Raw genomic sequence first — 22,796 nt, forward strand, 5'->3', positions numbered from 1 at the left:
TCTGTCGGACAAGACCCCGGATGAAGCTTATTTCGCGATGCTGCCCGCGATTACATTGGCAGCGTGACCGCCCAGCGTTCCACTTAAAAATCGAAAAAACTGTCCGAACGAACGGGGCCACCTCTATGCCCACGTCGATGATGGCGACATCGGGTAACGCCTCCTTGATCCGGCGCACTGCTTCATAGCCGTTGTCGCACATGGTGACCTGATGCCCTTCGAGTTCCATCAGCATACCCAGCGACTGCAACGCGTCCACATTATCGTCCACCAGCAGCAGACGGATGGGCGCCGTAACGGAGGGTTCGTCGGTCCCGGTTGCCAGCGCCGGGTCGGTGAGCGAACGTAATATCGGCAAACGCAGTGTGATCGACGTGCCCCGTCCGCTTCCTTCGCTTTGCAGCGCAATGGTTCCATCGTGCAGTTCAACCATTCGCTTGGCCACGGCGAGACCGATGCCCAATCCTCCTTCAGACCTCGCATTGCCCCGCGCCGACTGGGCGAAAAGCTCGAAGACGTGGGGCTGGACCGCGCTGTCGATGCCAATTCCGTTGTCGCTCACTTCTATGACGACGACTTCTCGCGCTTCCGCTTCGTTGTCCTCAGCAACTATCTTTACCGCGAGTTCGATTGTTCCGCCCACCGGGGTGTATTTCGCGGCATTCGAGAGCAGATTACCCAGGACCTGGCTGAGTCTGATGTGATCCGCCCGCACAGGTACGGGTTTTTCGAGTCCACTTAAAGTAAGTGAATGCCGCCGTGACTGAATGTGATGCTTGACTGCGGTCACCGCATCGAAGGCAATGTCGTTGAGGGTGGTATCGGTATGCTTGATGGCGAGCTTGCCATGTTTGAGCCGCGCGGCGTCGAGCAGGTCGTCGACCAAAGTTCGCAGATGCCTCATCTGGCGTTGCGCGACGGTTAAGACCTCGACTGCCTTGTCGTTGTCGGCGCAGAGTTTCATGGCAGCGCCGACGGCGCTGTCGATAGGCGCCATGGGGTTTCTCAGTTCGTGCCCGAGCATGGCGATGAATTCGCTATGACGGCGCTCGCTTTCTTCTCCTGTATCGCGGGCGTCCACCGTGGTCAGCGCGGCGCCGGCTGAAATTGCGAGGTCGGAGAGCAGGCGGACGTCTTCGAGATCAAACAGGCGCGTCGATGTATGGGACATGACCCATATCGCACCGACGAGGTCAAGCTCGGTCGGAATGGGAACGACAAGTCCTTCGCTGATGTCCACGCCAGGAAACCGCAGGCTTGCAAAACGGTCTTGAGGCCGAACGAACAATTGCGGCGCCGCGGATTCTACGGCGAGGCGGCACGGACATTCCTGCCAGGCGGTCGTTTTACCTTGCAGGCCGACGCACGATCCCGCTACCGCCAGCCAGCGAAACTGCTTGTGAGCGCCGACCTCTTCGATAAGGCTGATGCCGGAACTGCCCGCCTGGCAGAGGGACAGGGCAGCATTGGCGATTTCCTGCAAGAGCTGCTCGCGCGATCCCGATTGTGCGCGAGCAAGCCTGAGCAGCACGCTATTTTCGGCGGCGTGATCCGCAGGCCTCGCTGGACGCCTGGCGAGTTCGTCCGTTTGTGCGGTCGCTTGGTTGCTGTTCATGGCATGAGGTCACGCGGGGAAAGGGCGGTGTTCAATCGCTGTCATGAAAACGGCTGCACGGAGCGCGGTGGGACAACGGCGAATCAGGTCGTGACCGGCAGCACGTCAACGGCCTGCCATGGAGGATTGTACGGGGCTTTTGGTATTCAGCGGGTTTGAAGCCGCATTACTGAGCCCGATCGTCAGTGCGGTGGCGCCTGGGGAGCAACTTTTACCTGAGACGCGCCAATCAGGTAACGCTCGCGCCGCCGCGCGATTTGACGCGTCATTTAACGCGCTATTGAGCGAATTTTCGAACTAAGGCGTTGAGGCCCTCAATCGTCCTCAATATTTCTCGACGTTCGGCTCATCGGGCACATCGAGCAGGTCATCGCCAGCTGCGAATTCGAGCGCGCAGTCGTCCTGTAGCGAGCCAGCGGCATTCGCCGCGGCAAAGCGCTCGCGGGCGAGTTCCTTTAGACGCTGCTGAACATGCAGTCTTTGCGCGGTGTCCATGGCTGCATAGCGGTCTATCTGCGCGCCTGTGAAGCGAATGGTGCATACGCAGCGCGAATCGAGCGTCGTATCTGCATCGCTTTTGATCACCCATGAAATCTGCAGGTAAAGAACCGACTCTTCGTCCGTCACGCTGATGGTGGGCGCTTTGGGGGACTCGAAGATACCGGCTACGGCAAGCTCAAGTTCCTCAATACGTTGTTGTCGTTCAGGCTGATCCATGGTTCCTCCAGTTGGCTTGCCATACTGCAAGCAAACCGCGTACCGTGACGCGTCGCGCGGGGCGTTTTCACGCGGCATTGTGGGCGCTGTCGCCGCCCGTGACGTCGAACGCTGCGCCCGTCACCATTTGCGCGTCGTCCGACGCAAGGTACACGTAGGCCGGCGCCACGTCGTCGGGGCTGATCCAGGGGACGCCCAGCGGCGTCTTTTGGGTGAGCGCTTCAATCACTTTGGGTTCGAGCGGCGGCTCGGGAATTTTGCCGCCTTTCGCCTCTTTCAGAGCCTGAGTGTAGCGGCTTTCGTTACGCGTCAGTTCAGTATCGATCAGCCCGGGAATAACGGCGTTCACCGTGATGCCGAATTCGCCGAACTCCAGTGCAGCCGACTTCATCAAGCCAAGTAGTGCCCATTTCGATGCCGAGTAGGCCGCGCCATCGCGCATGCCGTGGCGTCCCTGCGTCGAAGAAGTCACGATGATCCGGCCATAGCGCTGCGCGGACATCGACGGCGCCACCGCCCGGATGCAATTCAGCGTGCCGGTAAGATTGATGTCCAATTGGTCCTGCCAGTCCGCGTGCTCGAGTTGCAGCAATGGTTTGAACGACTGAATACCGGCGATTGCCGCGAGGATCGAAACGGGTCCCAGGTACTGCTCGACTGCTGCGACGATCTCCTGCAGCCGTGCGTAATCGCGGATATCGGCAAGCTCCTGGCGCCACTGTCCTCCCGCCTGCACGACGAGGCGTCCGGTTTCTTCCAGATCGGCCTGGGTCGGAATGACATAGCACTGGACTTCGCTTGCCCGGCGGCCGATGTCCAGACCGATGACACTCGCCCCTTCCCGTGCAAATGCCACGGCAACCGAGCGGCCAATGCCGCGCGCGGCGCCCGTGACCAGCGCGAGCTTGCCTTGCAGCCGTCCGCTACGTTTTTCGGTCATCGATGATGTGGATGCGTTCATGCCGATTCCTGGTGAGATTGACTCATTGCGGCTACGCAAGGGGCATGCCCAAACAACCCCGCTTCAACGGCGCAGGGCAACCGCTTAAATGGCACGCCGGCCCCCACACCAGGTCCTTATCATTTACCCCGCAGCAAGATGAACAATAATTAATCATGCGGCTTGCAACATAAAAGTACGATGACGGACTATGACAACGAACAGGGACGATCCCTGATCAAGAGACGTCCAGGTGCGTCTTGAATGGCTTAAGGAGCGCCGCGCATGAGTAACGAAAATCCTCCCCATATTCTGGTGGTGGATGATGATCCGGCCATCAGAACGCTCATCTCCGAGTACCTGCGGGATCATGATATGCGCGTGACGGTCGCGGCCAACGGTAAGGAACTGACGGCAGCGCTGCTTGAGCATGCCATCGATCTGATCGTACTCGATCTGCGGATGCCCGGCGAGGATGGTATGCACATCGCCCGACGCGTGCGTGATCAATCGACGCTCCCGGTTATTGTCGTGTCGGGCAGGCTCGAAGAAGCAGACCGTGTCATGGCGCTGGAATTGGGCGCCGACGACTACCTGACCAAACCCTTTAGTGCCAGAGAACTGCTCGCCCGAATCCGCGCCTTGCTACGCCGCTCGGCCGCATCGCAGACAGTGACCGGCCGGCAGTCGGACGTGCGCGCGTATCGCTTCGCAGGATGGGAGCTGAATGTCGGTACGCGAAAATTGACTTCACCCGAAGGTACGCGCATTGATCTGACCAATGGCGAATTCTCGCTTTTGAACGCCTTTCTCGCGTCGCCGGGCCGGGTGCTCTCACGCGAGCAGTTGCTGGAGACGAGCCGCCTGTACGACGATGTATTCGACCGCTCCATCGATGTGCAGATTCTGCGTCTGCGGCGGAAAATCGAAGCGGCCCCGTCGAATCCGCGGTTCATCAAGACCGAACGGGGCGCCGGCTACTCCTTTGCTGTAGCCGTCGAGCGATTGAGTGCGGCCGTGCTTTAGATGACCTCTGTTTCGGGCAAAGCGAACGTTGTCGATTATTTCACTCTGTATGGCTCGTTGTTTCAGATGAAACAAAAATCGGCTAAAGCGAAACCGTTCGGCAATCGGCCTGGCCTCTAATGGTGAAACGATAGTCGGCAAACGTCGGCGTCGTTCATGCCGTGACGAGGGCCCAGAAAATGGTGATGGGGAAGGACATTTTGGTTCTGGATGAAGATCCGGCGATGCGCGAGCTGGTTGCAATGTGGCTCGCGGATGCCGGCTATGACGTGTATCACCCGAAGGTACTAAGGTCGCTGCGCATCGACGATCCCGAGACAGTGGGTTGCATCGTGGCGGACCTGAATTCGCCCCGGATTGTCGCCCCCGGAATGCTGGGTCAATTGAGCGCGCGTTATCCGTCGGCCTTCATCATTGCTGTCTCAGGGTATTTTCAGCAAGGGCCCGGGACGGGAGCTGAAATGGCGAAGCAGCTTGGCGTCGCCAAGGTGCTGGCCAAGCCGTTTAGCTGCGACCAGCTTGTCTCCGCGGTTCACGAACTGTTTGGGGGCGACTGGTTGCGCGAGATCCCGGCAAGAGCGCCAGAACCATGATCGATGCGCAACGGCCACGCCGCATCGTCAGTGGACCCCGCCTGTACTGGACGGTCGGAATAGCCGCAGCGTCAATCGTGTTGCTGCTGTGGGTAGCGTCAGGCTGGGATAGCTGGCGCGACCGCAGGCTCGCGCTTGCGGACAATCAGCGCGAAATGTCGAGCCTTGCGAGCGCGCTTGCCGAGCAATCCGCGCGATCGCTACAGGAAGTCGAACTGATCCTGCGACGCACGTCGGTGTGGGAACGGGATTCGCGCAATCGACAGGCGACGCCGGAGGAACGCGCCGCGTTTCTTCGGCGCGAAATCGACGGCTTGCCGCAGATTCGCGACGTCACGATCGCGGATGAAAACGGCGCGCGCGTGGCCGCGTCCAGTTCATCTTCCATCGCCGCAAGTCCAAACATTAGCAGTCGCGAGTATTTCCAAAGCCTCAGGAAGGCGACCGGTAACGCAGTGGTAGTCAGCGAGCCGCTGGAAAGTCTCACGGACGGCAAACCGACCTTCGCCGTGGCGATCCGTTTGCAGGACGCGCAAGGACGTTTTGTCGGCGTTGCGCGGGCACTCGTGGAAGAAGATTATTTCCGCGATTTCTACCGGCGTATCGACCTGGGGCAGGGAGCGGCAATCCGGCTGCTGCGCAACCATGGCAGCCCGATTGTCGAATTCGCCGCCACTCCACAACACGAGCGCGCATTGTTCGCGATTCGGCCGGTGCCGGGTTTCCCGCTGCAGGTGATCGTCTTGCGGGACGAGTCCGTGGCGCTGGCGGATTGGCGGACCACGTCGATCAACGCGCTCGTTCGCACTGGGTCGATCTCGCTGTTTGTCATGCTTCTCGCTTTTGCGCTGATCGGGCAGATGCGTCGGTTAGAGGATGTCAACGAGCAACTCCGCCTAAGCGAGCGGCGCTGGCGAGCCGTATTCGAAAACGCACCGATAGGAGTGATTGTGCTGAGCGCGGACGGTCAATACGTCGCCACTAATCCGGCGTTTCAGCGCATGGTGGGCTATACGTCGAATGAACTCGAAAAGATTAACGCGTTCGATATCACGCATCACGAAGATAGGGCCGCGCAGCGTCGCCATATCGCGCAACTCTTTGCCGACGCAAGCGGCTCTACGCGCTTTGAGAAACGCTATGTTCATCGTGATGGGCACATTGTCTGGGCCGATTTGAGCATGGCGCGGGTGTCGGCCGTTGAGCGGCCGGCACAACAAGGTGTGCTGCAGCGTGAGGATATGCTGGTGGGAACTGTAGAAGACACTACGCTGCGCCGCGAAATCGAACGGGAGCGGATGCAACTCGAAGAGCGGCGCAGGCAATCGCAGAAGCTCGAAGCGTTGGGGACATTTGCAGGCGGCATCGCGCACGACTTCAACAATATTCTTGGCGCGATTCTCGGCTACGGCGAGCGTGCCTACGAATCGCTTGATGCCGGCAGCGCCGAGCATCGTTACGTGGGACAGGTGATAAACGCGGGCAATCGGGCGCGCACTTTGATCGAACGCATTCTGACCTTCAGCCGAAGCGGCATGGCCGCGCGCGTGCCGGTGCAGGTATTGCCGGTTGTAAAGGAAACGATCGAGCTGCTGGAAGCGCGCTTGCCGGCTAACATCGAATTGCAGGTTTCATTGGGCGCAAGCGATACATACATTGCTGGCGATGAGACGCACCTTCACCAGGTCGTGATGAATCTTTGCAGCAATGCGATCCTCGCGATGGAGGAAGGCGGGACGCTAAGCGTCACGCTCGAAGACATTCAGGTCACGTCGACAACGGTGCTCGCCAATGGCGTCATGCAGCCGGGCGACTATGTACGCCTCGTCGTGGACGACTCTGGCGTCGGAATTCAGCCGCATGTGCTTGAACGCATCTTCAATCCGTTTTTTACCACTCGCAGGACGGGAGACGGCACAGGGCTAGGTCTGTCACTCGTGGATGGCATCGTAGGCGATTATGGCGGAGCGATCGATGTCCACACGGTTGTAGGCGAAGGCACTCGTTTCGAAATTTTCCTTCCTGCAACTGACGCGCCGCCGCCCATTACGCAGGGCGTCGCAGAGAGGTTGCCGCACGGAAGCGGTCAAGTGGTGTTGATAGTGGATGACGAAAAAATGCTGGTGAGCCTGGCCGAGGACGTACTTGCCGATCTCGGCTACGAACCGGTGGGTTTTCATTCCAGCGTTGCCGCGCTACAGGCATTTGAAGCGGACCCGAATCGCTTCGACGTTGTCGTAACGGATCAGACCATGCCGGACATGACAGGGCTCGAACTGACGGAGCGCATTCGTGCGACGCGCCCGCAATTGCCGGTGATTCTGTGTAGTGGCTACAGCCATCCGGTCCTGGAAGCGCAAGCAACCGAAGCCGGCGCGGCGATGCTGCTACGAAAGCCGCTGCGCTCGAATGCGCTCGCCTTGGCACTGCATCGTGTCTTGAACCATCCGGCGAAATAACGCCGCACTACAGATGTAACCGGACCGCATGCGGAGTCGGATTACGATACGTGTATCGTGATCGGCGTGTTGACCGCTCACTTCATCGCCATGTGCAGGTTACCGTGAAGAATGCCACTCTGCGTCAACTAAAGACCTTCGAGGCCGTCGCGCGCCGGCTGAGCTTTTCGCGAGCAGCGATCGAGTTAAATCTTTCCCCGCCGGCCGTTTCAACCCAGATCAAACATCTTGAGGAACACGCGGGCGTTGCGTTGTTCGAGCAGCTCGGCAAGAAAATCTATCTGACGCCAGCCGGCCGCGAGATGCTGTATCACAGTCGTGCCATCATCCATTGCTTTCGCGAGGCGGAAGAAACCTTGGCGAAAATCCGCGGCGCGGCGGGTGGCAGCTTAAGCATTGGTGTGATCAGTGCGGGCGGCTATCTCTTTCCGCAATTATTGAGCGAGTTTTCGAACAAGCACGTTGGCGTCAAACTGGATTTGACGGTGGAGAATCGCGCCACATTGATCCGCCGCCTTGAAGAAAATCGTATCGATCTCGCCATTATGGCGAGTCCGCCGCCGCAGCCTCGCTTTGTCAGTACGCCCTTTGCACCCCATGCCTTTTTGATGGTCGCCGCGCCGTCACATCCGCTGGTCGGCAAGGAATACGTTAGCCTGGCCGATCTGAAGGATGAGCGATTCGTGGTACGCGAGCGTGGCTCGGACACGTGGGAGGCGATGCAGCACGCATTCGATGGGCAACTGGAGTTGCATGATCCGATCGAGATAGGCAACACGGAAGCCATCAAGCAGGCAGTATCGTCGGGAATGGGCATTAGTTTCCTGTCGGCGCATACCGTGACGCTTGAATTGCGCGCCGGCCTGCTGGCCGTGCTCAATGTGATCGATTTTCCAGTGGTTCGCATGTGGCATGTGGTGCAGTGGGCGGACAAGCAACTGGCGCCGGTTGCCGAGGCATTCAAGTCGTTTCTGCTCGAAGACCAACGGATGCACGCGACCGCGATGGATAGCGTGCATGCCTGAACGCATGCATGGGGCGCCGCCGTCTTAGCGGCCCTCCTGCGGATGCAGCGACGCAATGCCGGCTGCGTATGCCGCATCCACTGCGTCCGCTTTCGAATCTTCCGTGCTCGATATTTCAGCCGATCGAGGTCCCGTGGACGTTTCGGTATTGACCGCATCCTTGAAGCCGCGAATGGCCGTGCCGAGATCGCCGCCTACCGTGCGCAGTTTTTTGGTGCCAAAGACGAGCGAGACGATCAAGGCAACAATCAGCCAATGCCAGATACTTATCGAACCCATGATCAGGTTTCCTTAGTAAGGGTTAATTGATGAATGAGGCGGAAATGAAAGATGCCTAGAATAACGCCTGTTTAAGTAGGTCGACGTTTAGCAGGACGATCAGGATGGTCGCAAGGCCGGCCACGATGACCGTGCTCTTTCCGGCGACGAATTTCCCCATGACACTGCGTCGCGACGACAGCACGACAAGCGCAACGAGCGGTACAGGCAGGAAGAAGCTCAACGCTACCTGACTGATCACCATAGCGTCGACGGTATTGAAGTGCATGCCGATTACGAACGCAGGCGCCATGGTGAAGATACGGCGCGTCCACACCGGAATTTCGAACTTGACGAAGCCTTGCATGATGACCTGTCCTGCCATCGTGCCCACCACCGAGCTCGACATGCCGGACGCCATCAGCGATATCAGGAACACCGTTGCAGCGCCGATTCCAAGCAGCGGAACGAGGGCGTGATAAGCAACGCTGATATCGGAAATGCCGCTTGCGGAACGCGGCAACACGCTTGCCGACATCATCACCATGGCCAGATTGACGAATCCGGCTATGCCGAGCGCAATCAGCACTTCGCGATTGGAAAACCATAGCAGGCGGCGCCGTTCCTCGTCGTTGCGGGCGGGGGTGCGATTCTGCGTGAGACCCGAATGCAGAAACAACGTGTGCGGCATGATCGTCGCGCCGATGATGCCCACGGCGAGCGTGATGTCATTGTTGCCGTGCAGGCGCGGCAGGATGCTGCCGATCAGCGCAGCATGCCAGTCAGGTGGTGCGATAAACAACTCACAGACGTAGCTGAGCCCGATCACCGCGACGAGCGTAGCGATGATGAGTTCAAGCGGCCGGAACCCGCCGCGGTCGAATAGCAGAATCGCCATTGTCACGACGCCGGTGACCGCCATGCCGCAAAGAAGCGAAACGTGAAACAGCAGTGACACGCCCAGGGCGCCGCCGAGAAATTCAGCAATGTCAGTCGCCATTGCAGCGAGTTCTGCGCCGTACCACATAACCATCACAACGGGCTTGGGAAACTGTTCGCGGCACAGTTCGGCCAGATTGCTCCCCGTCACAATGCCGAGTTTCGCTGACATGGCCTGGAACAGCATCGCGACGATGTTGGCCAACACTACTACCCATAACAACTGGTAGCCCGTCGACGAGCCGGCCTGAATATTGGTGGCGAAATTGCCCGGGTCCATATAGCCGACCGAAGCAATCACAGCGGGACCGACAAATGGCAAAAAAGCGCGGACGCCATTGCGCCGTCCCGTCAGCGCGTCGCGTGCGGCGAGTTCAGTCTGTTGCGTCGCACCGGACATCGACGCGGCGTTCGCTCGAATCAGCTTGAGAAGTGGAAACATCTTGTGGACATGGACCCATCGAGATATGACGCAACGGCGGACGGGACGCGATAGTCATCGCAATGCCGTTTCTGCCGGCCTGGCCACTGGCCCGGATTGACCTCATCGCGGGCCAGTGGTGGGGTAGAGCAATGGCGTGTGTGCTCAGGCCGGCAATACGTCAGGCCGGTTGCGCGGGAACTGCGCCAGCGTTTCCGCGGAGATGTTCAGATGCTCCATGACCATCTTCGGTGGGGTGTGCGTGAGCCAGTCGGACAACGAGACTTCGGCGAAGTGGTCGGACTTGAAGATTTCAAGGAAGACCAGATCGGTGTTGCCGGTGTTCTGCACATAGTGACCGAGGCTCTTCTTCACATAGCCGATGTCGCCTGCGCGGAAGTCGGCGGTAGCCGCCTTCGGACCGGTGTCGAAGACGGTCATGCGCGCTTCACCTTTTATGTAGTACTGCCATTCGTCTGCATTTGGATGCCAGTGCAATTCACGCATGCCCCCCGGCTTGACGGTCACCAGTGCGGCTGCAACGGTAGTGGATGCGTTGAAATTGCGGCTGTCGGCGATCTGCACCATGCCGCCCCTGGTTTGCTTCGTCGGCGGCAAATCGCCCAGCGAAAAGACAAACGGATGGGTCGGCAGGCCGAGATGGGTTTTGACCGCGCCTTGCGCATCGGTCAGCGTACCGGGATCTTCACCCTGGAAAATCCACAGGTTGTCGACGGGAATGTCCTTGAATGCGTCGGCCGGCACGTCGAAGTTCGCGGCCAGCACATCCGGCGGCGTGTGTGCAATCCAGTCGGTCAGCAGCAGCGTATTGAATTCGGATGCCGCGCCGTTATCGAAGGCAATCAGGAATTCCGCGCCGCTCGGCCCGAGACCTTGCAGCGAGTGCGGCAGGCCCGGCGGGAAATACCAGAGGTCACCCGTCTTGACGTCGGCTACTTGCGGGCGGCCCTGTTCGTCGAGGATGGTGATGCGGCACTTGCCGTCGAGCATGATGGCCCACTCGGCTTGTTGATGCCAGTGCATTTCGCGGATACCGTTTGCCGCAAGGCGCATGTTCACGCCCGAAATGTCCTCGGAGATCGCGAAGTCTTCTTGCGTCACCTGACGCGCCCAGCCACCGTTCTGAAAGCGCTTAGGAGAGTTGTTGAACGACGACCAGAAGAGCGGCATGCCGTTGACGTCGGTCGGAGGCGGATTCTGGAACGACGGAAATTGTCCGGCTAGCACCGGGTTTTGCGGACCCGGATCGTTCAGGCTGGTCGGACTTTTCGCGTTGATCTGGCCTTCCGGCGGTCGATCAGGATTGCCAAACGATGCCGCCTTTGCTGTAGCTGCCACGCCAAGTGCTGCAGCCGATGCCGCAGCGCCCACCAACATTTTCCGTCTCGACAGATCTGTCATGCTCATTCCCTTTCGTGTTTGAGGCTGAAGAAGTTTCGGGTGACAGGCAGAATTTGCCGGACACCTTGAGTCGGAATGTTAGGGGCGTGGTTTGGGATAAAACAGTCAATTTTTTGGAACGAAACGATAAGCGGGCACTTATCGTTTTAGGCGCGTATTGCTTTTTAAATTGGGCGCTGCGCGAACCTGAAAGTTGAAGATGACTGGATGAAGATCTTTTAATGTACGCCTGTTCTCAGGCTGGATACAACCACGCTGAAACGCGAGGCACACGATTGCTCGCAGCTGGGAGAGCCGACATTCGCAAAGTAAACGAGATCCATCATTGAGTACCGCTATGCCGCCGATGCGGAATTTCCATTGGGAATAGATTCATCAGTTGAATAGCATTCGTTCCAGTTCCAGGAGACGGATCTTTCAACGGAGTAAGCAGCATGAAAATGACAAAAAACAGATCGTTGCGATATGCATCTGCCACTATGGCGCTCGTCGTATCGGCAACCGTGTATGCAGGTGACATGACTCGCGATAACGGTTCGCCGGTCGGAGACAACGAGAACTCGCAGACCGCAGGACCGGAAGGCCCCACCTTGCTGCAAGACTCGCAACTGGTCGAGAAACTGCAGCGTTTCGATCGCGAGCGCATCCCTGAGCGCGTTGTACATGCGCGCGGCACGGGCGCTTACGGCGAATTCGTCGCCGATACCGATATCTCCGATCTGACGATGGCGAAGGTCTTCATACCCGGCACGCATACGCCGGTCTTCGTGCGCTTCTCGACCGTGATGGGTTATCGGGGATCGCCCGAGCAGGCGCGTGACCCGCGTGGTTTTGCCACGAAGTTCTATACCGGGCAGGGTAACTGGGATCTGGTTGGCATCAACTGGCCGATTTTTTTCATTCGTGACGCTATCAAGTTTCCGGACTTTGTGCACGCGAACAAGCCGAGCGCCGTGACGGGCGTGCAGGATGCGAACCTTGCGTTCGACTTCTTTGCGCATACGCCTGAAGCGACAAACATGCTGACGCATCTGTATTCGGACGAAGGTATGCCGGACTCATACCGGCATATGGATGGTTTCGGTGTACACGCGTTCAAGTTCGTCAATGCACAGGGCGAAGTGCACTACGTGAAATTCCACTGGAAGAGCGAGCAGGGCATTCATGGCATTCGTCCGCAGGACTTGCCGGGTTCGATCGGCAAAGACTGGAACCTGATGTCGAACGACCTGTACAGCGCGCTCAAGCGCGGTGACGATCCGAAGTGGGACCTGTATATCCAGGTGCTGAAGCCAGAAGATCTCGACAAGTTCGACTATGACGCACTCGACGACACGAAGGTATGGACGACTGTGCCTGAGCGCAAGATCGGCACGCTAACGTTAAACCGCGTGCCGGACAACTACTTCGAGACTACCGAAGAATCGGCGTTTGCGCCGTCGCGCATGGTGCCGGGCATCGAACCTTCCGAGGACCGCATGCTGCAGGGACGCATGTTCTCATATGCGGATACGCAGATGTACCGGCTCGGTCCCAACTTCAACGACCTGCCGATCAACCGCCCTCGTGTGCCGGTGGTCAACAACAACCAGGACGGTGCGATGAACTCCGGGGACCGCAAGGGCGAAGTGAATTACGAGCCCTCGACGCTCAACGAGATCGCGCAGGATCCGAAATACAAATACGTGCAGACGCCGCTGAAGGGCACCACCCAACAGGCCGCGATCCACAAGACGCTGAACTTCCGGCAGGCCGGCGAGTATTACGAGTCGCTGTCGAGCCAGGAAAAAGCCGATCTCGTAACGGCGCTCTCGGCAGACCTGAATCACGTGACGAACGACGACAACAAGTACACCATGCTGTCGTATTTCTACAAAGCCGATGCGGATTATGGAAGCAGGCTGGCCGCCGCAACACATGCGGATCTCTCGCAGGTTAAAACCAGGGCGGCCGCGCTTGGCGACAACTGATCTGTTTCCTGGCATCACGTCGCGACGTTTTCTTGCACGATGACGTCGCTGTCCCGTGTATGCAGCGCGAATCGCCATCGATTCGCGCTGCTTTACCGACTGCAGGTCAAACACAATGCAGGTTCACCTAATGCGGATTCGCTTGAGTGCGGTCATGGCCGCAACGCTTGCGGCGTTTGTGCTGCTGACGGCCGCGTGCAGTCCGGCGCCGGTGCTTCATTCACCGCAACAAGGCGCGGCGATACAGGACATTCATCATTACGATGACGACTGGTTTGCCGCGGCCAGACTCGGTCGAACGGACATATTGCAAGCGCTGCTGGATGCGGGCTATCCGATCGACGGCACGACGTCACAGGGCTATACCGGGTTGATTCTTGCGGCATACGATGAAGAGCCGCAGGCAATGGAATTCCTGCTGGGCCACGGCGCAAATCCTTGCCTGGGTGACCGCAACGGCAACACAGCATTGATGGGCGCAATTTTTAAAGGCGAGCTAGCCATTGCACGCCGTCTGATGACGACATCATGCAGCATCGATCAGACCAACAACGCTGGCGAAACCGCGCTATCGTTTGCGGCGCTATTCGGGCGACTCGATCTGCTGCCTGAACTCGTCGCACGCGGTGCGAATCCGAATCATGTCGATGCACGAGGCGGCACGGCGCTGAGAATGGCGACGATGCAGGGAAATCATGAGGCTGTCGATGCTTTGAATCGCGTTGGGGCCTCACGATAGCTATCGTGAACGAACGCTAGGTCCGAGACGATGCTGAACCCGCGCTGGGCGTTGCTAGCGGAGGATGTGAGTTCGAAGCTAAAGGTAGATCCACAGCCAGCTATGGACGACGATATTGTTAGGAAACCAAATTAAATCCAGAACAATTTTTAGGTATCGGAGCACCTGACCGTCAGAGCGCTTCGCCGTCGCAGGAATACTTTCGACAATCCGTCGACGTCGGCAGATACTGGGCGCACTAACGCATGGTCATAGACGCCGCTAATTGGCGCGATTGAGGATATGCATTTCCCATCGTTCGAAATAGTATGTAACTATGCGATCAAATATTACGATAGCAGGAGTCGGGGAATGTCCATGCTGAAGAATGTCCGTACCGGTACGCGCGTCGCAAGCGGCTTTGCACTCGTGCTGCTAGTCCTCATTGCGCTGACTGTGGTCGGCATCGTCCGCGTCAACATGATCAACGCGAGTCTCGCGACGATCAATGACGTCAACAGTGTCAAGGAAACCTACGCCATTGCGTTTCGCGGCAGCGTCCACGATCGGGCCATTGCGGTGCGCGATGCAGTGCTGGTACCGCCAGACCGGGTGGCCAGTGTCGCGGATCACATCGGCGCGCTGAATGCCGATTATCAACAGGCGGCAACGCCGCTCGATGCGATGGTCGCGAATCTCGCCAAGGCCTCCGACGAAGAGCGCGCCATTCTTGCAAAAATCAAAAGCGACGAAGCACGCACGACGCCGCTGATTGCCGACGTGCTGGCGAGGCGCGAGTCAGGCGATCAGGCCGGCGCGCAGCAGGTTGTGCTCGACGCGGCTGCGCCAGCGTTTGTCGAATGGCTGAACGACGTCAACCGCTTCATCGATCTGGAAGAAAAGCTGAATCAGATCCAGGCTCAGGCGGCGCGCGGTGTGGGGCGCACATTCGAATTGCTGATGGTCGCGCTTACTGTTGCGGCAATCGCGATCGGTGCAGTGATCGCGTGGCTCATCACGCGCTATATCACCAAGGTGTTAGGCGGTGAGCCCGATGAAGTGCGCCAGTTCGCCGATGCGATCCGCGAAGGCTCGCTGGTCCACGCGGTGCGTGTGCGGCCCGGTGACACGGATAGCATCCTCGCGACAATGGATCGCATGCGCAACGCGCTGCGCGAGGTCGTCGAAGGTGTGCGTATGCATGCAGATAGCGTGCTAAGCGCGAGCCTGCAAATCTCGAACGGCAACGCGAATCTGTCGAGCCGCACGGAATCGCAATCCGCCTCGATCGAGCAGACCTCCGCCTCGATGGAGCAGTTGACCGACACGGTGCGGCAGAATACTTCGAGCGCCAAGGAAGCGAGCGGCCTCGCCACCACGGCGGAAAACGTAGCCGCGCGTGGTAGCGATAGCATGCGCGAGGTGGTGGCGACAATGGACGGCATCTCGAGCGCATCGGCGCGGATCGGCGACATCATCTCCGTGATCGAGGGCATCGCATTTCAGACTAATATTCTCGCGCTCAACGCGGCCGTCGAGGCAGCGCGCGCGGGTACGCAAGGCCGGGGCTTCGCGGTGGTCGCAACTGAAGTACGATCACTGGCGCAACGCGCGGCGACTGCGGCGAAGGAGATCAAGGTGCTGATCGAAGATTCGGTGCATCGCGTGCATGATGGTTCGGAAAAGGTGCGTCAGGCCGGCACGACGATGGATGAAATCTTGCGTGCGGTACGCCAGGTCAACCAGATCATGGGCGAGATATCCGAGGCTTCGGATGTGCAGAACGACGGCATCGAGCAGGTGGGGCGCGCCATTGCGCACATCGACGACGCCACCTTGCAGAATGCGACGCTGGTCGAAGAAGCGGCCGCAGCGGCCACGACATTAACGGAGCAGGCGCACGCGCTGCACGGAGCGGTTGCGGTGTTTCGCGTTGGGGATGCGGCAAATAGTGCGCTTCACGATGCAGCGTGAGCGGCCGGCGCGCGGCGTTGCGCGCGTTCGACAGCACGCCGCCGCCGAGATAACCGCCTACTTCCTGCGCCGCTGACTCATGAGCTTGACGATATCGGTGGTCGGGCCGCTGGTCATGAGGCTCGCGATGTCATCGAGGTGAACCCAGCGGCACCTGGATATTTCGTTGCTTGGGCGAGCCTTGGCGCGGCTGGCGATTTCGCAGGAGAACACGTGATGGTGTTTCTGCTTGCCACGCACGTCGAAGAGGTACTTGGCCGATTTCCCCGAAAGCCGCGTTTCTTCCTTGAGTTCCCGAAGCGCGGCGTCCGGGAGCTGTTCCCCACGCTTCAGTATTCCGCCTGGCAAAGCCCATTTCGACTGGCGACGTGTGACCAGGAGAATTCGCTTACCTCTGCGACAGATCACGGTGGCGCGTTTTTTCAAACCGGACTCCCAGTTCCAGGTATTTTCGAGGCGCATTCGATGCGCCAGCGTGTCGGACGGAGATCGACGTATCCAGGCATCCTAATATAGAACAGCGGAGCCTCGGCAACGCCGCGAATTGAGCGCGGTACACGCGCCACACTTCGAGACGGGTTTCATCAAACCGTCACACAAATGATGGCACGCGAAAAACAGTGTGGTAAGGTCGGGGCCAAGTATATTTTTGTCCACTCTGAGGCTGAAATGGATCTGGATGGTGACTGGCCGTTGCCACGGCCAAACCCTCGCTTCAAGTTCGACCGGCGGCTGCCCGGTCCATCACTCTCCAAAACGAGTTCCATTGCCAGTACCTTCTCGGCACTGGCGACGCCCGTGGTCGCCGAGGCCGTACAAAGAGCGCAGGCATTATCGACAGAAAGCGATGCCGAGGGGTTTCATCAACTTCGGGTTGCTTTTAGAAAACTGCGTGCTTTGTACTGGGCGTATTCGCCGTATCTCGGGGAAGAAGCAACCGCGCACGCCACCGCAGAATTCAGGCGTCTTGCCGCGGTAGCCGGCGGGACGCGCGATTGGGACATCGCAGGTAGCCTTCTTGAAGATGCCCGGGAGTCGGGCGCGTCGATCGAACCGTTAGTGGCGGCGGCGCGCGCGAAGCGTTCGCAGGCGGTAGTGGATAGTCAGACAATTATCAAAAGCGCCGACGTCGAGACTTTCTTAAGCGACGCGCTGCTATGTGCGCAAACCACGCTGCAATCGCGTTGCGGCGATCTGCCCATTCGGGCGTTCGCCAAACAGCGCGTCCGTCTGGCGCAACGGACGCTTCAAAAGCGCAGCAGGCGTGCGGCGCGCGGCAAGACCGCCTACGAGGATGACCTCCACGACGTTCGAAAGGCGGGCAAAAAGCTGCGGTATCTGCTGGAGTTCTTTCAGCCGGTCATCAAAGGCGGACACGATCGCACCATCAAGGAATTGACGTCCGTGCAGAATAAGCTGGGACAGTTCAACGATATCGCCGCAAGCGACGCCTTGATTCGCAATGCGTCATTCAGCGAGGTGCCGGTCGAGGTCGTGGAGGAATCGCTGCAGTGGTTGCAGGAACAGAAGTGCCGGCGCATGCGGGCAGCGTCGCGGCGAGTGCGGGCTATGGCGCGGTGAGGGGCGTGGTTGTGGCGCTGGCTAATCCATGTGCTCGATACCCGGGGGCATCTGAACCCAGGCGTGCATGCGTTCTTCGTAGACGGAGAAGCTGGGGGCAGGAAATGCGGGGTCTGCGAATGCCCCGACGGTGACGATGATGTTGTCTTCACGTTCCTCGTTGGTGTAGTACACCGTAGCACCGCAAGTGGGGCAGAAATGGAACGTGCTCTTGCTTCCGCCGTCGCCTACGCGAATGAATGTGTTTGAGGTGCCTGCAACGGCCACCGATCTGGCGGGAAATCGCGCCTGTGCCGCGAATACGCTACCCGTTCTGCGCTGACAATCCAGGCAGTGGCAAACAGACGCCAAGCGGGGCAGCCGATGTCGTTGCTGTGAGTTGGCCGCAAGCGCAACTGGCGGTTCGATTCGTTTCTGTCATCTTACGTGTGCTCCGTGGCCCCGGTGGTGTACGCATCTGGTGCCAATGCTTTGACATAACCCGGCATTAGACCCTGTCTTGTTCGCGTGCGGGCATCTAACGAAATCCGCGGAATCTTAATCTTACCTTTGCAAAAAATTGGCTTTGCGTGACCAATGACGGTTTAAGGGAAAGCCCGAGGCGTTCCATGGTCGAAATTGTTGGCAAAAGCACCGCATTTCAGGCACATTATGGTGTAAGCATTTAATAATATGTCCGCCAGCACCGGCCCCACAGGCTGCGGCCGTCCCGATCGACAGACACCGTGACATAGGCGCGATAGCTTCCGTAGTGCGTCCCGCGCCAATGCAACCGACTCCGTTCACGCGATAACGAGCCCCAAAACATAGCCTATGACGCAGGAATCAACGCCATCCGCATCTCCTGCCGCTGCGGTCCAGCATCCCCCACTGCAGGGCGGCCAGTTGGTGATCGCCACGATCGTGGTGGCGCTCGCGACCTTCATGACCGTGCTGGACACGTCGATTGCAAACGTGGCAGTGCCCAACCTTTCAGGCAACCTCGGGGTGTCGGTCGATGAGGGAACCTGGGTCATCACGATCTTCGCCGCCGCCAATGCCGTGTCCATTCCGTTGACGGGGTGGCTCACGCAACAGATCGGTCAGATCCGGCTTTTCGTGGGCGCGATTCTGATGTTCGTTTTCGCGTCGTGGCTCTGCGGCATCGCACCGGACCTGCCGTTCCTGCTGGGCGCGCGGGTGCTACAGGGCCTCGTGGCCGGGCCGCTTATTCCGTTGTCCCAGGCAGTCCTGCTCAGTTCCTATCCCAAGGCGCGAGCCAACATGGCGTTGGCGCTCTGGGCGATGACAGCCACCGTCGGCCCGATCGCCGGGCCGGTGCTTGGCGGCTGGATCACCGACAACTACAGCTGGTCCTGGATTTTCTACGTCAACATTCCCGTCGGATTTATCGCGGCCGGCGCCACCTGGGCCATTTATCGAAAGCGCGAAACGCCGACGAAGAAACTGCCTATCGACGGGGTAGGGCTTGCGCTGCTCGTGACATGGGTCGGGTCGCTTCAGGTGATGCTCGACAAGGGGAGGGATCTTGACTGGTTCGCGTCGTCTTTCATCGTTGCTTTGGCGTTGATTGCGCTCGTCAGCTTTGCATTCTTTCTTGTGTGGGAATTGACGGAGGCGCATCCAGTTGTCGATCTCCGACTCTTCGCACTGCGAAATTTCAGCAGCGGCACCATTGCGATTTCCGTTTCCTACGCGCTTTACTTCGGCAATCTTGTGCTGCTGCCGCAGTGGATGCAGGAGTATCTGGGCTACCGGGCTTATGATGCCGGCCTTGTCACGGCGCCAGTCGGTATCTTCACGGTTTTGCTTTCTCCCTTTATCGGGCGCCTGCTTCAATGGTTCGATGCGCGGGTGCTAGTGTCGGTTGCGTTCGTGGGGCTGTCTGGTGTTTTCTTCATGCGCACGCAGTATCTCAGCACGGTGGACGCATGGCATCTGGTGATACCTACCTTGCTGCAAGGTATTCCCACTGTGCTTTGGTTCGTTCCGCTGGTGTCCATCATTCTTTCCGGTTTGCCTCCCGAGCGCATCCCCGCTGCGGCAGGGTTGTCGAATTTCGCGCGCATTTTCTGCGGCGCTGTCGGTACGTCCATCGCCGGCTCTGTCTGGAACCATCGGACGGTTTTGCATCACATACGGCTCACCGAGCAGGCGAGCATCGACAATCCGCTTTTCAACCAGACCATCGCCGCATGGCAAGCGCAATTTCATCTGGGGGTGGGATCGGCTTACGCGTCATTCGACTCGATGGTCGCGAACCAGGCGGCAGTCATGGGTCTCGACGATTTCTTTTACGCATCCACGTTTATCTTCATTCTGATCATCCCGCTCATCTGGATTACGCGTCCAGCCAAGGGCGGGGACTCGGCAGAGGCTTCAGCGGCGCATTGAGGTAGCGGCGGCATTAGAAACACAACCGCACCCACTCACGTCCGCGCGCTCCTGAATCAGCAGATACATAGTAAATGCGCGCGCCGCGATGGACGTGCGCCAGTCGTCAGGTTGCCTAAACTTCGAAGCCGAGCTGCGACTTGCCGAGCGGCGTCAGATCGTCGGGCGTGGCCCGTCCGATGAAGTCGACTTCGAAATGGTCAGTCGGAAAGTCGGGTGGGCTCTTGCCTTCAAGAAAGCTGGGCAGTTGACGCTTGAGGTATTCGTCGTTCTTGGCGCATGCCGGCGCCGAGGCGATATACATCACGTTGCTGTAGCCTGCGCCGCGGTGCGCGTCTTCCACTGCGTGAATCACATCGCTGTGCCAGAACACCGTGTCGCCCGCCTGCATGTGCGGTATCGACGACAGCGCGTCGAACAGCGGAGCGTGAAACTCCGGCTTGATGGACAGGGCGCGGCCGGGCATTGCGCCACACAGATCGTCGTCGGCCACGTCGTCCTGAAGCGCGCGGAGCAGGATGTAGACCATCGCATTGGCAATCGGCACGAGTTGCAGCGTGCCGTCTCCCGGCCCTTGCGGCGTCAGCGCAGTCCAACCCTGAAACGTGCGGAACATCGAGCACACAGCTGGCGACGCGATCTCCTCGACGTCCGGCCGGAACGCAGCGTCAAAAGGATCGTATTGCCGCCAGTTGCCGCTGAACACATGCCGGTACACTTTGCGGAAATTTTCTTCGATCCACCGCTCGACCGAACCCCCGTCGCAATGAGCGGACAAGCCGAGAGATTCGGAGCCAGGCGGGCGCCGGCGCAAGCGGTCCGCGTAGGCCGGGACATGTTCCGGATCAAAATGAACCCGGCCTTCGCTCTCACTACGCCACAAACGGTTCAGGAATACGCGAGCCGCCGTCAGCGACGGCGCCTGACGCGCGAGGACCTGCGGTTTCGACCAATACACGCCGTAGATCTGCGGCTTGCTCGAGGCCAACTGACCAAAGTATTTGTCTTCGGCGCGGGTTTTCAGGCGCGTATCCAGATCGTTGCGTTCGACGTAAGCGGCGATATCGCGGTCCCAGCCTTCCACCAGCGAGCGGTCGAATACATTACGGATCACGCACGCACCGCGCGTTTTGACGAGCGCGATCTGTTCCGCTGTCACGCGTTGTTCGGCAATCGCCGAGAACTGGATTTCGGGGATCACATTTTCGCCGCGATTCCGCTGCGCTGCGATCCGCTTCGCTTCGGCGCGGACGGCTTCATCCACTTCGGCGAAGACGTCCCGATAGTTAGGCAGCCGTTCGCGAAGCTCCTGCTTGGCGTGCCGGATGGCTGCGGGCAAATCGTCAACTTTGAGTGCCATGAGTTGTCTCCTTGTGGGGTTCTGTCATGTCCGCAGGATAGGCCGCGCATGCCCATAAGAGTGATACGATCCAGACAATTACTTTGCGGTATCTGCCATGAAGCCAGCATACGAGCGTGTGAACTTTGGCGATAACTGTTCGATTCGGGTTTACCACCGGCGTTTGCCGCGCATTCCTTTTGAATGGCACCATCATCCGGAATACGAACTAACCCTGACGCTGAACAGTCACGGCAAGCGCTATATCGGTGATTCCATTTCAGATTACGCGGATGAAGACCTCGTGCTGGTGCCGCCCAATCTTCCTCATACGTGGGCGTCGAATCGCTCGATCGACCCAGCATTGCCTCAGGTCGCCATCGTAATTTGGTTCGGCGGTGATTGGGCGCGGCGTCTGGCCGATGTATGTCCGGAATACGCGCCGTTGCGCAACCTGCTACGCAGGGCGGCCTGCGGACTGGCCTTCGAGCCGAAAGTGGCCAAGGCGATGGACGCTCAGGTCGACGATCTCCTGTCCAGCGAACCACGCAAACGGCTCGCCGTAGCATTGAATGTCTTGTGTGCGCTAGCGGATGCGCCCGGCGAACCCCTCGCTTCGCCCACCGCGTTTAGCGGCCGCACGGAGGGGCCGTCCGGCCACGAGCCCGAGCGTATCAACCGTGTGCTCGCCATGATCGATTTACGCTTTTCCGAGCCATTGCGGCTATCGGAACTTTGCGAAGCAGCCAGCGTGTCGGAGCGCTCGCTCGCCAGATACTTCGAGCAGCATATTGGAGAGAGCGTTGGACGCTATATCGCCCGGGTCAGAATGGGACATGCATGCCGGATGCTTGCGCATACGTCCGGCCCGGTTTCGGTTATTGCAGCCCGCTCCGGATTTCCGAACGTCGCCAACTTCAACCGGCAGTTCAAGGCATTGAAGGGATTGACGCCCATTGCCTACCGCAAACAGTTTGCGGGCGGTGACAAGGCGGAGGCTGACACGAATTCGCGGATCACCGAGCGCTCGCCGTCTTTGCAACGGAATCGGCGGTTAGTGAAATCGATTGCCTGACCTGCTACGATGGCTCTGTCCCCACACGGAGAAACCGCTGATGACGAACATAGAAGTGCTTCGCGCCTTTTATGCGCGATACGTAACAGCCAAGGGAGCGAGCACAGACCCGAGAATCCAGGCGGCATTTGCTTCGGTGGAAAGGGAAAAGTATCTGGGCCCCGGTCCATGGAACGTGTACACGTTGACCGGATACATCTCGACCAGAGGTGGCCCCGTTCGTTCGGACAGTTTTTTCGATTTTTAAGTGGAACGCTGGGCGGTCACGCTGCCAATGTAATCGCGGGCAGCATCGCGAAATAAGCTTCATCCGGGGTCTTGTCCGACAGA

General features: G+C 59.0%; 19 protein-coding genes. 10 read left to right on the forward strand and 9 right to left on the reverse strand.

Features of this window, described 5'->3' with window-relative positions; all coding sequences use genetic code 11:
* The 3 genes from FQ755_RS29775 to FQ755_RS29785 form a co-directional block, all read right to left on the reverse strand.
* A partial coding sequence (locus FQ755_RS29775; protein WP_144159456.1) for an ATP-binding protein occupies window positions 1–1,615 on the reverse strand: 1,615 nt, incomplete at its 3' end.
* Between the two features lie 324 nt (window positions 1,616–1,939).
* A complete protein-coding gene (locus FQ755_RS29780) occupies window positions 1,940–2,332 on the reverse strand; it encodes a DUF3022 domain-containing protein (RefSeq protein WP_144159459.1) in 393 nt (130 codons plus the stop codon).
* Window positions 2,333–2,399: 67 nt separating this feature from the next.
* Window positions 2,400–3,293 carry an SDR family NAD(P)-dependent oxidoreductase gene (locus FQ755_RS29785; protein ID WP_260858917.1) on the reverse strand — a complete coding sequence of 298 codons (894 nt, stop codon included), beginning with the start codon at window positions 3,291–3,293 and terminating at the stop codon, window positions 2,400–2,402.
* Window positions 3,294–3,557: 264 nt separating this feature from the next.
* Between FQ755_RS29785 and FQ755_RS29790 the strand changes: the two genes are divergently transcribed.
* The 4 genes from FQ755_RS29790 to FQ755_RS29805 all read left to right on the forward strand — a co-directional run bounded on the left by FQ755_RS29790 (window position 3,558) and on the right by FQ755_RS29805 (window position 8,375).
* Window positions 3,558–4,298, forward strand: a complete 741-nt coding sequence (locus FQ755_RS29790) for a response regulator (RefSeq protein ID WP_144159462.1) — start codon at window positions 3,558–3,560, stop codon at window positions 4,296–4,298.
* A 179-nt stretch (window positions 4,299–4,477) separates the two neighbouring features.
* Complete coding sequence (locus FQ755_RS29795; protein WP_144159465.1) at window positions 4,478–4,891, forward strand: response regulator; 414 nt, start codon at window positions 4,478–4,480, stop codon at window positions 4,889–4,891.
* Entirely contained in the window at window positions 4,888–7,350 is a 2,463-nt protein-coding gene (locus FQ755_RS29800; protein ID WP_144159468.1) for an ATP-binding protein, read from the forward strand. Before FQ755_RS29795 ends, FQ755_RS29800 begins: the two co-directional genes overlap by 4 nt.
* A gap of 50 nt (window positions 7,351–7,400) precedes the next feature.
* Entirely contained in the window at window positions 7,401–8,375 is a 975-nt protein-coding gene (locus FQ755_RS29805) for a LysR family transcriptional regulator (RefSeq protein ID WP_260858918.1), read from the forward strand.
* Window positions 8,376–8,399: 24 nt separating this feature from the next.
* On the opposite strand, the gene tatA is transcribed toward FQ755_RS29805, so the two are convergent.
* The 3 genes from tatA to FQ755_RS29820 all read right to left on the reverse strand — a co-directional run bounded on the left by tatA (window position 8,400) and on the right by FQ755_RS29820 (window position 11,415).
* On the reverse strand, window positions 8,400–8,654 hold the full coding sequence (gene tatA / locus FQ755_RS29810; RefSeq protein WP_144159471.1) for a Sec-independent protein translocase subunit TatA: 255 nt from the start codon (window positions 8,652–8,654) through the stop codon (window positions 8,400–8,402).
* Window positions 8,655–8,709: 55 nt separating this feature from the next.
* A complete protein-coding gene (locus FQ755_RS29815; RefSeq protein WP_144159474.1) occupies window positions 8,710–10,014 on the reverse strand; it encodes an Nramp family divalent metal transporter in 1,305 nt (434 codons plus the stop codon).
* 144 nt (window positions 10,015–10,158) lie between these two features.
* A complete protein-coding gene (locus FQ755_RS29820) occupies window positions 10,159–11,415 on the reverse strand; it encodes an oxalate decarboxylase family bicupin (RefSeq protein ID WP_144159504.1) in 1,257 nt (418 codons plus the stop codon).
* Window positions 11,416–11,894: 479 nt separating this feature from the next.
* Here FQ755_RS29820 and FQ755_RS29825 point away from each other — a divergent pair, with 479 nt between their 5' ends.
* From FQ755_RS29825 to FQ755_RS29835, 3 genes are all read left to right on the forward strand, one after another.
* Complete coding sequence (locus tag FQ755_RS29825) at window positions 11,895–13,385, forward strand: catalase (protein WP_260858922.1); 1,491 nt, start codon at window positions 11,895–11,897, stop codon at window positions 13,383–13,385.
* A gap of 154 nt (window positions 13,386–13,539) precedes the next feature.
* The gene (locus tag FQ755_RS29830) at window positions 13,540–14,124 is read left to right on the forward strand and encodes an ankyrin repeat domain-containing protein (RefSeq protein ID WP_260858919.1); all 585 of its coding nucleotides are present in this window, start codon (window positions 13,540–13,542) and stop codon (window positions 14,122–14,124) included.
* A gap of 351 nt (window positions 14,125–14,475) precedes the next feature.
* A complete protein-coding gene (locus tag FQ755_RS29835) occupies window positions 14,476–16,077 on the forward strand; it encodes a methyl-accepting chemotaxis protein (RefSeq protein WP_144159483.1) in 1,602 nt (533 codons plus the stop codon).
* Between the two features lie 57 nt (window positions 16,078–16,134).
* Here FQ755_RS29835 and FQ755_RS29840 read toward each other — a convergent pair whose 3' ends face one another.
* Entirely contained in the window at window positions 16,135–16,503 is a 369-nt protein-coding gene (locus FQ755_RS29840) for an NUDIX hydrolase (RefSeq protein WP_144159507.1), read from the reverse strand.
* 243 nt (window positions 16,504–16,746) lie between these two features.
* Here FQ755_RS29840 and FQ755_RS29845 point away from each other — a divergent pair, with 243 nt between their 5' ends.
* Window positions 16,747–17,658 carry a CHAD domain-containing protein gene (locus FQ755_RS29845; protein ID WP_144159486.1) on the forward strand — a complete coding sequence of 304 codons (912 nt, stop codon included), beginning with the start codon at window positions 16,747–16,749 and terminating at the stop codon, window positions 17,656–17,658.
* Between the two features lie 21 nt (window positions 17,659–17,679).
* Here the strand turns inward: FQ755_RS29845 and FQ755_RS29850 are convergent, their stop codons facing one another.
* Window positions 17,680–18,009 carry a GFA family protein gene (locus FQ755_RS29850; protein ID WP_260858920.1) on the reverse strand — a complete coding sequence of 110 codons (330 nt, stop codon included), beginning with the start codon at window positions 18,007–18,009 and terminating at the stop codon, window positions 17,680–17,682.
* A 462-nt stretch (window positions 18,010–18,471) separates the two neighbouring features.
* Between FQ755_RS29850 and FQ755_RS29855 the strand changes: the two genes are divergently transcribed.
* Window positions 18,472–20,052, forward strand: a complete 1,581-nt coding sequence (locus tag FQ755_RS29855) for a DHA2 family efflux MFS transporter permease subunit (protein WP_144159489.1) — start codon at window positions 18,472–18,474, stop codon at window positions 20,050–20,052.
* 115 nt (window positions 20,053–20,167) lie between these two features.
* On the opposite strand, the gene FQ755_RS29860 is transcribed toward FQ755_RS29855, so the two are convergent.
* On the reverse strand, window positions 20,168–21,412 hold the full coding sequence (locus tag FQ755_RS29860) for a DUF1479 domain-containing protein (protein WP_144159492.1): 1,245 nt from the start codon (window positions 21,410–21,412) through the stop codon (window positions 20,168–20,170).
* Between the two features lie 97 nt (window positions 21,413–21,509).
* Here FQ755_RS29860 and FQ755_RS29865 point away from each other — a divergent pair, with 97 nt between their 5' ends.
* Window positions 21,510–22,466 carry a helix-turn-helix domain-containing protein gene (locus FQ755_RS29865; RefSeq protein ID WP_144159495.1) on the forward strand — a complete coding sequence of 319 codons (957 nt, stop codon included), beginning with the start codon at window positions 21,510–21,512 and terminating at the stop codon, window positions 22,464–22,466.
* Window positions 22,467–22,796: the final 330 nt, after the last annotated feature.

This window comes from Paraburkholderia sp. BCC1885 (genome assembly GCF_900996235.1).
In the GTDB taxonomy this organism is placed as follows: Bacteria; Pseudomonadota; Gammaproteobacteria; order Burkholderiales; family Burkholderiaceae; genus Paraburkholderia.

Coding starts and splice junctions, on each gene's coding strand:
- FQ755_RS29795 (WP_144159465.1), top strand. CDS start 4,478: ATGGTGATGGGGAAGGACATTTTGGTTCTGGATGAAGATCCGGCGATG.
- tatA (WP_144159471.1), bottom strand. CDS start 8,654: ATGGGTTCGATAAGTATCTGGCATTGGCTGATTGTTGCCTTGATCGTC.
- FQ755_RS29815 (WP_144159474.1), bottom strand. CDS start 10,014: ATGTTTCCACTTCTCAAGCTGATTCGAGCGAACGCCGCGTCGATGTCC.
- FQ755_RS29780 (WP_144159459.1), bottom strand. CDS start 2,332: ATGGATCAGCCTGAACGACAACAACGTATTGAGGAACTTGAGCTTGCC.
- FQ755_RS29790 (WP_144159462.1), top strand. CDS start 3,558: ATGAGTAACGAAAATCCTCCCCATATTCTGGTGGTGGATGATGATCCG.
- FQ755_RS29845 (WP_144159486.1), top strand. CDS start 16,747: ATGGATCTGGATGGTGACTGGCCGTTGCCACGGCCAAACCCTCGCTTC.
- FQ755_RS29865 (WP_144159495.1), top strand. CDS start 21,510: ATGAAGCCAGCATACGAGCGTGTGAACTTTGGCGATAACTGTTCGATT.
- FQ755_RS29860 (WP_144159492.1), bottom strand. CDS start 21,412: ATGGCACTCAAAGTTGACGATTTGCCCGCAGCCATCCGGCACGCCAAG.
- FQ755_RS29785 (WP_260858917.1), bottom strand. CDS start 3,293: ATGAACGCATCCACATCATCGATGACCGAAAAACGTAGCGGACGGCTG.
- FQ755_RS29830 (WP_260858919.1), top strand. CDS start 13,540: ATGGCCGCAACGCTTGCGGCGTTTGTGCTGCTGACGGCCGCGTGCAGT.
- FQ755_RS29835 (WP_144159483.1), top strand. CDS start 14,476: ATGTCCATGCTGAAGAATGTCCGTACCGGTACGCGCGTCGCAAGCGGC.
- FQ755_RS29855 (WP_144159489.1), top strand. CDS start 18,472: ATGACGCAGGAATCAACGCCATCCGCATCTCCTGCCGCTGCGGTCCAG.
- FQ755_RS29825 (WP_260858922.1), top strand. CDS start 11,895: ATGGCGCTCGTCGTATCGGCAACCGTGTATGCAGGTGACATGACTCGC.
- FQ755_RS29820 (WP_144159504.1), bottom strand. CDS start 11,415: ATGACAGATCTGTCGAGACGGAAAATGTTGGTGGGCGCTGCGGCATCG.
- FQ755_RS29800 (WP_144159468.1), top strand. CDS start 4,888: ATGATCGATGCGCAACGGCCACGCCGCATCGTCAGTGGACCCCGCCTG.